At 66.3% G+C, this 12,433-nt stretch carries 17 protein-coding genes; 12 read left to right on the forward strand and 5 right to left on the reverse strand.

Annotation, left to right across the window (positions count from 1 at the left end; all coding sequences use genetic code 11):
* Positions 1-137: 137 nt before the first annotated feature.
* Positions 138-764 carry a HemK2/MTQ2 family protein methyltransferase gene (locus ABZ789_RS11270; RefSeq protein WP_358423893.1) on the forward strand — a complete coding sequence of 209 codons (627 nt, stop codon included), beginning with the start codon at positions 138-140 and terminating at the stop codon, positions 762-764.
* A gap of 5 nt (positions 765-769) precedes the next feature.
* Positions 770-1,039 (forward strand): CDGSH iron-sulfur domain-containing protein, encoded by a 270-nt coding sequence (locus tag ABZ789_RS11275; RefSeq protein ID WP_358423422.1) that lies wholly within the window; start codon positions 770-772, stop codon positions 1,037-1,039.
* A 212-nt stretch (positions 1,040-1,251) separates the two neighbouring features.
* Here the strand turns inward: ABZ789_RS11275 and ABZ789_RS11280 are convergent, their stop codons facing one another.
* Entirely contained in the window at positions 1,252-1,407 is a 156-nt protein-coding gene (locus ABZ789_RS11280) for a DUF6131 family protein (protein ID WP_358423425.1), read from the reverse strand.
* 220 nt (positions 1,408-1,627) lie between these two features.
* Between ABZ789_RS11280 and ABZ789_RS11285 the strand changes: the two genes are divergently transcribed.
* The 3 genes from ABZ789_RS11285 (at position 1,628) to ABZ789_RS11295 (ending at position 3,667) form a co-directional block, all read left to right on the forward strand.
* Entirely contained in the window at positions 1,628-2,173 is a 546-nt protein-coding gene (locus ABZ789_RS11285) for a DNA starvation/stationary phase protection protein (protein WP_358423427.1), read from the forward strand.
* 32 nt (positions 2,174-2,205) lie between these two features.
* A complete protein-coding gene (locus ABZ789_RS11290) occupies positions 2,206-3,306 on the forward strand; it encodes an NAD-dependent epimerase/dehydratase family protein (protein ID WP_358423430.1) in 1,101 nt (366 codons plus the stop codon).
* An 88-nt stretch (positions 3,307-3,394) separates the two neighbouring features.
* Positions 3,395-3,667, forward strand: a complete 273-nt coding sequence (locus tag ABZ789_RS11295) for a hypothetical protein (RefSeq protein ID WP_358423433.1) — start codon at positions 3,395-3,397, stop codon at positions 3,665-3,667.
* A 24-nt stretch (positions 3,668-3,691) separates the two neighbouring features.
* On the opposite strand, the gene ABZ789_RS11300 is transcribed toward ABZ789_RS11295, so the two are convergent.
* The gene (locus ABZ789_RS11300) at positions 3,692-4,711 is read right to left on the reverse strand and encodes an iron-containing redox enzyme family protein (protein WP_358423436.1); all 1,020 of its coding nucleotides are present in this window, start codon (positions 4,709-4,711) and stop codon (positions 3,692-3,694) included.
* 91 nt (positions 4,712-4,802) lie between these two features.
* Here ABZ789_RS11300 and ABZ789_RS11305 point away from each other — a divergent pair, with 91 nt between their 5' ends.
* The 4 genes from ABZ789_RS11305 to ABZ789_RS11320 all read left to right on the forward strand — a co-directional run bounded on the left by ABZ789_RS11305 (position 4,803) and on the right by ABZ789_RS11320 (position 7,507).
* Complete coding sequence (locus ABZ789_RS11305) at positions 4,803-5,660, forward strand: SDR family oxidoreductase (RefSeq protein ID WP_358423439.1); 858 nt, start codon at positions 4,803-4,805, stop codon at positions 5,658-5,660.
* Positions 5,661-5,730: 70 nt separating this feature from the next.
* Positions 5,731-6,666, forward strand: coding sequence for a helix-turn-helix transcriptional regulator (locus tag ABZ789_RS11310; RefSeq protein ID WP_358423442.1), 936 nt, complete (start codon positions 5,731-5,733; stop codon positions 6,664-6,666).
* Complete coding sequence (locus tag ABZ789_RS11315) at positions 6,663-7,223, forward strand: dihydrofolate reductase family protein (protein ID WP_358423445.1); 561 nt, start codon at positions 6,663-6,665, stop codon at positions 7,221-7,223. The genes ABZ789_RS11310 and ABZ789_RS11315 overlap by 4 nt, the downstream gene beginning before the upstream one ends.
* Before the next feature lie 62 nt (positions 7,224-7,285).
* The gene (locus ABZ789_RS11320) at positions 7,286-7,507 is read left to right on the forward strand and encodes a hypothetical protein (protein WP_358423448.1); all 222 of its coding nucleotides are present in this window, start codon (positions 7,286-7,288) and stop codon (positions 7,505-7,507) included.
* Between the two features lie 72 nt (positions 7,508-7,579).
* Here ABZ789_RS11320 and ABZ789_RS11325 read toward each other — a convergent pair whose 3' ends face one another.
* From ABZ789_RS11325 to ABZ789_RS11335, 3 genes are read right to left on the reverse strand one after another with little or no spacing between them, the layout of a single operon-like run.
* The gene (locus tag ABZ789_RS11325) at positions 7,580-8,437 is read right to left on the reverse strand and encodes a polyphosphate kinase 2 family protein (RefSeq protein ID WP_358423451.1); all 858 of its coding nucleotides are present in this window, start codon (positions 8,435-8,437) and stop codon (positions 7,580-7,582) included.
* 27 nt (positions 8,438-8,464) lie between these two features.
* On the reverse strand, positions 8,465-8,818 hold the full coding sequence (locus ABZ789_RS11330; RefSeq protein WP_358423454.1) for a DUF4873 domain-containing protein: 354 nt from the start codon (positions 8,816-8,818) through the stop codon (positions 8,465-8,467).
* 45 nt (positions 8,819-8,863) lie between these two features.
* On the reverse strand, positions 8,864-9,607 hold the full coding sequence (locus ABZ789_RS11335; RefSeq protein WP_358423457.1) for a TetR/AcrR family transcriptional regulator: 744 nt from the start codon (positions 9,605-9,607) through the stop codon (positions 8,864-8,866).
* A gap of 95 nt (positions 9,608-9,702) precedes the next feature.
* Between ABZ789_RS11335 and ABZ789_RS11340 the strand changes: the two genes are divergently transcribed.
* The 3 genes from ABZ789_RS11340 (at position 9,703) to ABZ789_RS11350 (ending at position 12,405) form a co-directional block, all read left to right on the forward strand.
* A complete protein-coding gene (locus ABZ789_RS11340) occupies positions 9,703-10,974 on the forward strand; it encodes a DUF445 family protein (RefSeq protein WP_358423896.1) in 1,272 nt (423 codons plus the stop codon).
* Between the two features lie 61 nt (positions 10,975-11,035).
* A complete protein-coding gene (locus ABZ789_RS11345; protein WP_358423460.1) occupies positions 11,036-11,512 on the forward strand; it encodes a helix-turn-helix transcriptional regulator in 477 nt (158 codons plus the stop codon).
* Positions 11,509-12,405 (forward strand): heparin-binding hemagglutinin, encoded by an 897-nt coding sequence (locus tag ABZ789_RS11350; protein ID WP_358423463.1) that lies wholly within the window; start codon positions 11,509-11,511, stop codon positions 12,403-12,405. The genes ABZ789_RS11345 and ABZ789_RS11350 overlap by 4 nt, the downstream gene beginning before the upstream one ends.
* Positions 12,406-12,433 lie beyond the last annotated feature (28 nt).

Consider the following 12,433-nt stretch of genomic DNA (forward strand, 5'->3'; position numbering starts at 1 on the left):
CGCGAAACGGACGGAGCCGGTCTCGGGTCGGGGGCCGTGGAAATCGTGTCCGATCAGAGATACCGAGGTGGTGTGACGTGACAGCTTCCCTGGCGCTGGACGGATCGGATTCGCCGCGGATATGGCGCCTTCCCGGGGTGTACCGCCCCCAGGAGGATTCGTATCTGCTCGCAGCTGCACTGGCGGACGCTGGTGGCACGAAGGGCGCCAAGGTGCTCGACTTCTGTACCGGGACAGGTTTTCTGGCAGTCAATGCTGCTCAGCTCGGTGCTGCTTCGGTGACGGCCTTCGACATCGCTCCACGTGCCGTGCTGAGCGCACGTGTCAACGCGTGGTCACGCGGGTTACCGATCCGTGCGCGCCGAGGTGGACTCGAGGAGGCGGTGCGGCACGGCCCGTTCGACGTGGTCTTGTCCAACCCACCGTACGTTCCGTGTGAAGGGGAGACCCGCGATCCACGCTGGGACGCAGGTACGGACGGCCGATGTGTGCTCGATCCGCTCTGTGACAGCCTTCCCGACCTGCTCGCACCCGGCGGTTTCGCGTTGATCGTGCACTCGGAGTTCACGGGCGTCGACGCGACGTTGTCTCGTCTGCGCGATGTGGATCTCAAGGCGTCCGTCGTAGCCCGCAGCCGGATCCCGTTCGGTCCGGTGCTGCGCAGCCGGGCGGAGTATCTGTACTCGTCGCAGCTGGCTGAGCCGGGCACCCTCACCGAAGAGGTGGTTGTGGTTCGTGCCGATAGTCCCCGCGTGAGGAGCTGAGAACATTGAACCGGGCACCGAAGATCACGCGGATCACCGAGGACGGTGAGCGTGAAGCGCGTGTGGTGCGTCAGGTGCGAGGCGGACCCACCCTCGTCGAAGGACCTGTGCGGATCGTGGCCGACGACGGTGCCGAGGTGGTATCGGACAGATTCGTGGTGGCGGTGTGCCGTTGCCACCGCAGTGCCCTGTATCCACTCTGCGACACGAGCCATCGCACTCTCGTCCGCGCTTCGAAGACGGTAGACGGCTGCGCCGGCGCGGAGAACCCCTGAGGATCCCGATCGACCGATCCCACGATGAAAGTGTGATGTCCGGGCCGGCCGACAGGTCGGCCCGGACATTTTCGTATCTCGAGCGCTGCGTATCTCGATACGCTGCGTCCGCACAGGCACCGAAACGACGAACCCCGGGTGCTCCGAGCACCCGGGATTCGTCGTTCGTCTCGTGTTCGCGCCTTCTTCAGGCGCGGTCGGTAATTGTGGCGTCAGTACCAGTGCGCACGCCCGCCGATGGCCCGACCGGTCGAACCCAGGATCGCAAGGATCACGCCGACCACCAGGAGGATCACGCCCAGGGTGGTGAGGATCGAGATCCCCGTGAAGAAACCCACCACCAGAAGAATCAGGCCCAGAATGATCATTATCGCCACCTCGGATGTCGTGTCCGTAGCCCTGCAGCTTCGGAGTCTGGCGGACGAATAGCCGGGTTGGTCCGATTCCAAACGTTTGTCACCAAGGAATTTTCGACGTTGCTCGAGCCCTGGTGGACCGGGTGCTTCCCGCGTCCGCCGAATGTTTGGACCGCGCCGCCGCCCGGGTATTCGCTCTTCGACATACCCGAAGGACTCTGGAGGAAGCACAATGTCGAAGTCGAGCTACACGGTTCCGGGACTGAGTGATGCCGACGGGTCGCGCACCGCACAGGTTCTCCAGGAGCGCCTGAGTGCCTACAACGACCTGCACCTCACTCTGAAGCACATCCATTGGAACGTCGTCGGCCCGAACTTCATCGGCGTCCACGAGATGATCGACCCGCAGGTCGAGCTCGTGCGCGGCTACGCGGACGAGGTCGCCGAGCGGATCGCGGCGCTCGGTGCATCTCCGAAGGGGACGCCCGGGGCGATCGAGAAGAACCGTACGTGGGACGACTACTCGGTCGGACGCGACACCGCCCAGGCGCACCTCGCTGCGCTCGATCTCGTCTACGACGGTGTGATCACCGACAATCGCAAGGCGATCGAGGAGGTCGGCAAGCTCGACCCGATCACCGAGGACATTCTGATCGGGCACACCGGCCAGCTCGAGAAGTTCCAGTGGTTCGTTCGCGCCCACCTCGAGAACGCTGCCGGTGTGCTCCCGAACGCGGACGCGCGGACCGAGAAGGACGCGGCAGAATCCGCCCGCTGAACCAGGACGACAGGACGAATGCGAGGGCGGCGATGGCTCCGGGATTCCAGCCGGGTCTGCCCGGGCGGATCGTCGTCACCGGTGCGAGCGGAAACGTCGGCACAGCACTGCTGCGCCGCCTGACTGCTCATCCCGCACAACCCGATATCGTCGCGATCGCGCGCCGGATTCCTCCGGCGCGCGATCCGTATGCGGGAGCGACCTGGAGTGCCGTCGACCTGGCGGATCCCGACGTTGCGAACGTACTGACCCGGACCTTTGCGGGAGCCGACGCCGTCGTCCATCTGGCATGGGGGTTTCAGCCTTCGCATCGCCGCGACTATCTCCGTCGCGTCGCTGTCGACGGTACGCGCGCCGTGGCCGCAGCAGCGTCGGAGGCCGGCGTCGGACATTTGGTCCATATGTCGTCCGCCGCCGTCTACTCCCGCGGCGCCTATCGGCGAACGGTGGACGAGGCCTGGGCTCGCGACGGCGTGCCCACCTGTGTGTACAGCGTCGACAAGGTCGAGGCCGAGAATGTTCTCGACGACTACGAGACGAAGCCGAACACCCCGGTCCTCACCCGGTTCCGTCCGGGATTCATCGGACAACTGGTGTCGGGTTCCGGCCTCGAACGCTATGTGTTGCCGGAGTTCGTTCCCAGCGGGATCACGAACCATCTGCCGGTGATACCGATCGACCACAGCCTCGCAATCCCTGCGGTGCATTCCGACGACGTGGCGAGCGCCCTGGTCGCGGCACTCGAACGGCGAGTACCCGGGCCGTTCAATCTGGGGGCGCCGACCCCGGTGGGGGCGGACGATTTCGCCGCTCCCTTCGACTGCCCGACGGTGCCGATGCCGTGGCGGGCTCTGTCGGCGTTCGCCGAAGCGACCTGGCGGCTGCGGCTGCAGCCGGTGCAGGGTGGCTGGATCGATCTTGCATACAACTGCCCGCTGCTCGATTGCAGCAGGGCCCGCGAGGAACTCGGGTGGTCGCCGAAACACGACGGCCCGGAGACATGGGCCGAGACGGTGCAGGGAATGCGGAGCCGGGCGGGCACCGACAGCCCCGTGCTCACTGCGCGGACAGCCCGGGAGCGGCTCGCCGCCCTCGTCGAGCGCGGTCCTCTCGACCGGCGGATCCCGTCCTAGCGCGTAACACTTTACGTCGCAAGGGTTCTCCTTCCGCGAGGATGATGTCCGCGGGTTTCGTGACGGCGCGAATGCGGTATCCGCGACCATGACGAAACCATCGAATCGGGCTCACGCACCCACCACTGCATCCCGGGCTTCGGGTTGGATCGGCTACGCCTGTGTACTCGCAGGTATCGCCGTAGTCGCACTCGTCCTCTACGCGGCGGGTGACGGATTCGAAGGATGGGTACTCGTCGGAGCCATCGCCGCCGCAGTACTCATCGTCGTCGGGCTCGTGATGTCGGCCCTCAATCTCCGTAGCCGCCGGCTTCGCGGTTCGGGTGGTACCCCTACGCACGAACCCGGTCTCATCGACTGAACAAGTGCAACACGTGCTCGCTGCTCACGCCGGCGCCTCGATCGGTGTGAGCAGCGACGTGCGACCGGCCGCCCAACTGCCCAGCAGGTGACTTCCGAGCCGGCCCTCCAGGAACTCGATGGCCTGCGCACCGAACGAGATGTCCTGCGCGCAGGTCGGATCCTGCTCGAGCAGGTAGCCCACCACGTCGTGCCGCAGGACGAGCTCGTGGACGGCGTCTGCCTCGATGTGCTCGGAGTAGAACAAGGTGCATGCCTCGTCCGCTCCGAGTCGTTCGAGCGCCTCGACCATGCGCCGCGCGCTCGGGGCGGTGGTGATCTCGGCTGCGGCGAACATGCCGACGAGCATCGGCGTGTACGCGCGGTGCAGGCCGCAGAGCGACATGAAGTTCACCGTTGCGAGGGTGACGGCGGGGACGACGTCGAGATAGCCGAGATAGTCGTCCTTCAGGCCGGCTGCGAGCAGCAGGTCGGCGTACAGCCGTGAGTGCATCCGCTCTGCTCGTCCGCCGCCGTACTCGTCGAATTCTACGGCGACCAGCGCGGCTTTGGCGCGACCGGACAGCCGGGGGATCGCGAGGGCATGCGGATCCGCTTCCTTGAGGTGGTAAACGGAGCGGTGCACGAAGAACTCGCGCATCATCTCCCACGTGCCGTTCGCGGCGAGTTCGTGGGAGACGCCCCAGGCGTCGTGCGGTTCACGGCACAATTCCTCGAGGACACTCTGCGGGTCGTCCGCAGCCGGCACGTCCGCACGCAACCGGTCGAGAAAGATGCGCTCGAGGCGGGCGCGAACCCCGAGCGGACCCGGCGCCCACTCCCAAGCGGGGTCGACGCCCGCGAACCCGCGGTAGTGGAGTTCGTAGAGCACCGACAGGGCGAGTTGGACGTCCTCACCGTAGGCATCGGCGCCGTCGGTCGCGATGTCCCACACGGAATGGTCCGCAGGACCGCAGAGCCGCTCTACGACCTCGGCGGAAACAGGTCCGCGCGGTGTGGGCAGCGGAGCTTCGTGACTGTCGCACATCCGGGTCTCATGAGCCATACGGCCCGGTTACCCGCTCCGGGGTTCCGAAAAACGGCCGCGAGCGGCACGAGCTGTGCATATCGGCCGCCCGGGCGGGTATTCGGCTGCCATGACTGAGGACCGCGAACGAGAACCCCACACCATCGACTATCCCGGTGACACCGGCGATATGGCGGAGCGTCCCTCCGACGAGATGCGCGGCTATGTGGGACGTGGTCTGCTGGCGGGACGCAGGGCCCTGGTCACGGGTGGCGATTCCGGGATCGGGCGGGCGGTCGCGATCGCCTTCGCGAAGGAGGGGGCCGACGTCGCGATCGCGTACCTCGAAGAGCATGAGGACGCCGAGCACACCGCAGCTCTCGTGCGAGCCGAGGGACGGAAGTGTCACCTGATCGCAGGGGATCTCGGCGACGTGCAGCACTGCCGGTCGGTGGTCGCCGAGACGGCCGAGGAACTCGGTGGACTCGACATTCTCGTCAACAACGTCGGCACTCAGCAGCCGGTGGACGACTTCGCCGATCTGAGCGACGACCAGTGGCGGCGCACTTTCGCAGTCAACATCGACAGCTTCTTCCACGTGACGAAAGCGGCCTTGCCGCATCTGACGCCGGGTGGTGCCGTGATCAATACCGCGTCGGTCAACGGTCTCCGCGGAAACAAGTCGCTCATCGACTACTCGGCGACCAAGGGCGCCGTGATCGCATTGACGTATTCACTCGCACAGGCGCTGCGGGACAGGCGGATCCGCGTGAACTGTGTGGCGCCCGGACCGGTGTGGACACCGCTCATCCCCGCGACGATGGACGCCGAGAAGGTCTCCGAATTCGGACAGCAGGCACCCTTCGGACGTGCCGCGCAGCCCGACGAGATCGCCCCCTCCTACGTCTTCTTCGCCTCGGAGACGATGTCCTCGTACTACAGCGGCGAAGTGCTCGCTCCGCTCGGCGGTGAGACCATGCCGGGCTGACGTCGAGGCGGGGCCAGGAGAGAGCAAGAACGGTCGGGCGGCGGCGGGGTCTGCGCGCGACACTGAACGCATGACCCTCGGCCGTGACCGACTCCGGGAACTGCTCGACGCCGTTCTCGACGAGAACAACGCGACCCTCGAACGGATGGCGCAGCACGCCTACGCCTCGCCGTGGCATTTCAGCCGCACCTTCGCGGTCGGTACCGGCGAGTCGCCGGTGGCGTTGCGGCGCCGGGTGATGCTCGAACGCGCCGCTTGGCAGTTGCGCCACGGCAGCTCGGTCACGGATGCGGCGTTCGCCGCCGGTTACGACAGCGTCGAAGGGTTCGGACGCGCGTTCGCCCGCGTCTACGGCTATCCACCGAGCGCGGCCGCCCGGGTGCTCGGCACCGGCGGCAGTGATCACTGGCTTCCCGCTCCCAACGGCGTCCACTTCCATCCGCCCACCAATCTCTGGGTCGAGGACGACGGGCAACGGCCCACGGCACCTGCCTATCCGAATGCCGAGGTCCTGGCGCAGATGGTGCAGCACGATCTTGCGGACACCCGCCATCTCCTCGGCCGTGCCGCAGAACTCGACGCCGACGAACGCGAGCGAATCCGGTTCCCCGGTCTCGTCGTGCTCGAGTGGGACGGACCCGAGGAATCCGTGTCGCGGGTGCTCGGCAACCTCGTGCGCGCCAAGGAGGTCTGGCTGGCCTCGATGGTCGGTGCCGACCAGCCCGTGGAAGACGACTGTGGAATCGACTTGCTGGCAGCACGTTTCGATGATGTGGCGCCGCGATGGGTGGAGACGATCCGCGACATCCATCGCCGTGGTGCCTGGGGCGACGTACTCATCGATGCCCTGTGCGACCCTCCCGAGAGCTTCGTCCTCGCAGGGGTGGTCACCCATGTCCTCACCTTCGCCGCGCACCGCCGCCAACTCGCCCGGCACATGATGCGGGCGGCGGGCCTCGACGTCGATCACGGCGATCCACTCGACTGGAACAGGAACAGCCCATGACCCGGATGATCTACTACACCGCAAGCACACTGGACGGATTCCTCGCGACCGAGGATCATTCGCTCGACTGGCTGCTCACCCGCGAGACGGGGGACGGCGGGCCCGTCGGGTACGAGAAGTTCATCGCCGGTATCGGCGCCATCGTGATGGGCTCGTCGACCTACCGCTGGGTTCTCGACCACACGGGTGAGGACAAATGGGAGTACGACCTGCCCTGCTGGGTGTTCACTCATCGCGACGACCTGCCTGTGGCACGGGCGGGAAGCGAACCCGGCGACATCCGCTTCACGCGCAAGGATGTCCGGCAGGTCTACACCGAGATGGCAGAGGCCGCGAACGGCCGTGACCTGTGGATGGTGGGCGGTGGTGATCTCGCCGGGCAGTTCGCCGACCACGGCCTGCTCGACGAACTGATCGTCTCGTTCGCGCCGGTGACGATCGGCTCGGGTCGCCCGTTGCTTCCGCGGCACGTGGAGATGCATCTGACAGAGGTGGGGCAGAGCGGCGAATTCGCAGTCGCCCGGTACGAGGTGCTCCAAGCGGCAGAAAAGTTGTGATGCGGATCACCGGACGGTACCGTCGGCATCGAGCGGGACACACCTCGTCCAAGGAGGCGGTCGTGAAACTCAACCTTTTCGTAGCGTGGAGCACCTACGGGCTCGCGCTGACCTCGATCCTGATGATCGCTCTGACACTCGTCGCGGCGGGATACGGCTTCTCCGGCTGGGCGCTCATCACTGCGATCGCAGCGGTCGTCGCGCTCGGAGCGGCGTTCGGCATGATGGTCGGAACCGTTCGCCGCGATCACCGGCGCCATATCGACACCCCGCACCTGTTCTGAGCGATGCCACCGACGCGCGGCCGTGACTCTGCGAGTCCGTTCGGCATCACGACTCCGCGAGTCCGTTCGGCATCACGACTCTGCGAGTCGGCGCTTCTCCGTTTCGATATCGAACGTCGGCTCCGGCCAATCGAGATCGAGACCCTCGAAGGCGTCGATGAGTAGTTCCGTGACCGCGAGCCGGCTGTACCACTTGCGGTCGCACGGAATGACGTACCAAGGGGCCGAATCGGTGCGCGTCCGATCGAGCATGTCCTGATAGGCCTGCTGGTACTGCGGCCACAGGGCGCGCTCCGAGACGTCGCTGGGATCGTACTTCCAGTGCTTGTCGCGGCGTTCGAGACGTTCGGCGAGGCGCTTCTTCTGCTCGTCCAACGAGACGAACATCGCCACCTTCACGATGGTCGTGCCCTCGTCGACGAGTTCGCTCTCGAATCGGTTGATCTCGTCGTAACGTCCGCGCCAGATGCTCTCGGGTACCAGCGATCTCACGCGGGCGACGAGCACGTCCTCGTAGTGCGAGCGGTCGAAGACGCCGAGCTGGCCGTTGCGCGGGAGGGCCTTCCTGACCCGCCACAGGAAGTGATGCCGCTTCTCTTCGGGTGTAGGAACGCCGAAGGCCGTATGGTCGACCCCCTGTGGATCCACGTGGCCGATGACGTGGCGCACCATGCCACCCTTTCCGGCGGTATCCATGCCCTGCAGGATCAGGAGTACCGAGCGGGTACCGCCGGTCCGTCCCTCCGCGAACAGCATCTCCTGCAATCCGGACAGAGTGGCGCCGCGTTCGGTGAGTAGGCGTTCGCCTGCGGCTTTGTCCCCCTCGAATCCCGGCGTTGCATTCGTCGCGATCTCGGCGACGCGTGTCTCGGGCCCTGCCCGGAGTGCTTCGACGATCGAGGCGGGTCGGAAGACGGCGTCCTTCGGCATGGGAGAAGCGTGTCACATTCGCCGGTCTCAGGCGGGATCGACACCGTTCTCGTCGGTCGGCAGCGGATAGGGCGGCCGGGAGATGCCGTCGACCATGTGACTACCCCACAGATCGATCTCCGAGATGCGGGCGGTCGCAGCGTCCGGGGCGCCCGCCACCCGGATGGTCACCGCCGTTCCCGGTGGGGGTGAGGGTGCTTCGCCGAGGGCCTCCGTGAGCTTGCGGAGCCGGCCTCGCCATACGTGGCGGCCGAGCAGGGGATCGAATCGTCCGGAGATCTCCACATCGACGACGACGCTGCGATCACCCACTGCGATCTCGGCGGGCCCGCGATAGCCGAGGTCGTCCTCGTCGTGCGGATCGTCCGCATGGTCGCTCATGCCGGCACTATACGTGCTACTTGTGGTTACAGTAAAGTGGCCGAATCAAGGCGCGGGCGACGACTCCGGCAGAAGCGGGTGCGACTGCGACTTGAAGCGCAGCGGTGACCCCGCGACACCGGCGATGCCGGTCATGCCACCCCAGATCATCATCGTCAGGTAGTCGATGAGGTCTTCCGTGGTCATCGACTTGTTCGAGATCCACCAGTGGGTGGCGAGCTGGATGCCACCGACGATTCCGTACGCCCACGGCACGGCGCCGCCCGAATCCATCTCGAGCAGGCGCAGCCGCTCCCCGAGGACGGTGGCGACGAGTTCGGCGATCATCCGCTCCGAGTCGGCCACCACATCGCGACCCGCCGACGTGCTGTTGCTCATCACGTACAGGTAGACCTCGGGATCGTCGGCCACGGTCTCCACATACGCCGTGATGGCCTCGCGGGTGAGCCCGTACTCGTCGAGATCCTCCGCCACGGCCGCATAGATCCGGGGCGCGAGAACCGTTTCGACATACCGCAGCATCGTCGCGGTCGTCAGGTCGCTCTTGTCGGTGAAGTAGCGGTAGAGCACCGTCTTCGAGACGCCGATCTCGGCGGCGATCTCGTCCATGCCGATCTCGTGCCCACGCGAGCGGATCGCGTTTATGGTGCCGTCCACGAGTTCTTCTCGACGAGCGATCTTGTGCTCGTGCCAACGCCGTTTGCGGCCGTCCTGCTTGACGGGCTGGGCGGCCTCGGTCGTGGTGGGGTTCGAAGTCGTCTGCGGTCTGCTGGACACTGTGCGGCACATCCGTTCGGTTTCGATCGTCGGCTCAGTCTACGGTCCGAACTTCCGTACTTCAGAACTCGAGGCCGTTCCATCGCCGAGTTCGGAATTTCGGCACAATCGATCGCGTGCAGCTTCTGACGACCGACGACGAGATCAAACGCCGGGATCTTCGCCGTATGAAGGCGGTCGCAACCGGTTTCCTCGTCCTCGCCGCGATCATCTACCTCTTCTGCCGGTGGCAGGAGTCCCGGGGTGCAGGCGAATGGGTGGGTTATGTGCGGGCGGCGTCCGAGGCCGGGATGGTCGGCGCTCTCGCCGATTGGTTCGCCGTGACCGCGCTGTTCCGGCATCCGTTGCGGATACCCGTGCCGCACACGGCGATCATCAAGCGGAAGAAGGATCAGCTCGGGGCCAACCTGAGTTCGTTCGTCGGCAACAACTTCCTCGCGCCCGAGGTGGTGTCGGCGAAGGTCGAGTCGGCGCAGATTCCGCTGCGTGTCGGTACCTGGCTTGCGGAGCCCGACAACGCCGCCCGGGTTGCGAAGGAGACGTCGACGGTCCTGCGTGGTGTGGTCGGAATTCTGCGCGAGGACGACATCCAGCAGATCATCGATCAGACCATCGTCAAGCGCATCGCCGAACCGGAATGGGGACCGCCGATCGGGCGTGTGCTCACCGAACTGCTCGCCGAGAACCGGCACCTCCCGCTCGTCGACATGCTCGCCGAGCGGGCACACCAGTGGGCTCTCGGCAGCCAGGAGACCATCGATCGCGTGATCAGCCGCGATTCACCTTCCTGGTCCCCGAAGTTCGTCGACCTGCTGCTCGGTGAGCGGATCCACCGCGAACTGGTGGAGTTCACGTGGAAGATCCGTTCGAATCCCGAGCACGAAGTGCGGCTCGCGGTCAATCGCTTCCTCGCCGACTACGCCCGTGACCTGCAGAGCGACCCGGTCACCATCGCCAAGGCCGAGAAGGTCAAGGCGGAGATCATGGGGCGGGACGAGATCACCCAGCTCGCCGCCGCGACCTGGCGCGCGGCGAAACGGATGATCCTCGACTCGGTGGACGATCCGAACAGCACCCTGCGCACGAAGGTCGCGGAGAACGTCATGGCGTTCGGTATCCGGGTGCGCGAGGACGCCGACCTGCGAACCAAGATCGACGGCTGGCTGCTCGATGCGGTGCGGTTCATCGCGGCGAACTATGCCGACGAGATCACCTCCGTCATCCGTGAGACCGTCGAACGTTGGGACGCCGAGGAGGCCAGCCGCAAGATCGAACTCGCCGTGGGTCGCGACCTGCAGTTCATCCGGATCAACGGCACGGTGGTCGGTTCGCTGGCCGGACTCGCGATCTACACGGTGTCGGAACTGCTGTTCTCGTGAGCTGCGTCACCTGCTAGCAGAGTGCTTGCTGTAGTTAGCACTCGGACGTAGAGTGAGGCTCGTGTCCACGGAACCAGATCCGATCGAGGGCTCGGACACGCCGGACGAAAGCTCCGGGCCGGGGGATATCGCCGCGCGGGTGGTCAACAACGCCGCCCAGGACATCGGCGCCTTCATCCGGTCCCAGCGTGAGGCCGCGCAGGTCTCGCTCCGGCAGTTGTCGCAACTGGCCGGTGTCAGCAACCCGTACCTGAGTCAGATCGAACGGGGGCTGCGCAAGCCGTCCGCAGAAGTGCTCGCCCAGATTGCCAAGGGGCTGCGGCTCTCGGCAGAGGTCCTCTACGTACGTGCCGGGATCCTCGAGCATCGAGCGGAGAGTGCCGTGCGCGATGCGGTGCTCGTCGATGCCGTTCTCACCGAACGGCAGAAGCAGGTCCTGCTCGACATCTACGACTCGTTCTGCCGGGAGAACCGTCAGGACGCCGACGATGCTCGGCCCGACAATCCGACAGACTTCGACGAGGAGGAATCCCCATGACCGATCCCAACATCCGAACGTCCCTCTATGCCGCCGTCGGTGCGGGCGACGCTGTCGTCCAGGCCGTTGCCGACCTCGTCGCCCAGGCGCGCCGGCGTGCGGAGAGCAACCGCAACGAGGTCGCCGAGCGGGTCGAGACCGCCCGCGACCGCTTCGCGACCCTGCCCGCCGATCTCACCGAGACCGTCGAGTCGCTCCGTGAGCGTCTCGCGGAGCTTCCGGCGGAACTGCCCGAGGAACTCGCCGAACTGCGTGAGCGCTTCAGTGCCGAAGAACTTCGCAAGGTGGCCGAGGCGTATCTGAAGGTTGCCTCCGATCTCTACACCGCCCTCGCCGAACGAGGTGAGGAGACGATCGAACGCCTGCGCTCCCAGCCCGCACTCGAGGACGGTATCGGCCGCGCCGAAGCGGTCCTCGGTGACGCCGCCGACATCACCGAGGAAGCGCTCGGGACGGTGGCGCGCCGAACCCGTGAGGTCGGCGAACAGGCTGCGAAGCTTGCGGGTCGCGCGGCCGGTCGCATCTCGGAGACGAGCGAGGACGTGAGCGAGGCGGTCTCGCGTGCCGGCGACAAGGCAGCCGAGAGCGTCGTCGGCCTCGGCGAGCGCGCCGAGGAGACGGGTTCGGAGACCGCCGGACGGGTCGAGTCCGCCCGTGGCGAAGTTCGCGAGGCAGCGGACAAGGCCGCGGAGAAGGTCGAGTCCGTCGCTACCCCGGTCGAGCCCGTGGAGGTGCCCCCTACGAAGGCGCCTGCCAAGAAGACGCCCGCGAAGGCCCCGGCGAAAACTCCGGCGAAGGCTCCGGCCAAGGCCGCCGCCAAGACCCCGGCGAAGGCTCCGGCCAAGAAGACTCCTGCGAAGAAGGCGGCGCCGCGCAAGACCAGCGGCTCCTGACCTGCACTGACCGATCGGCCCCCGTGTG

Origin of the sequence: Rhodococcus sp. NPDC047139 (assembly GCF_040643435.1) — a bacterium.
GTDB lineage: Bacteria > Actinomycetota > Actinomycetes > Mycobacteriales > Mycobacteriaceae > Rhodococcus.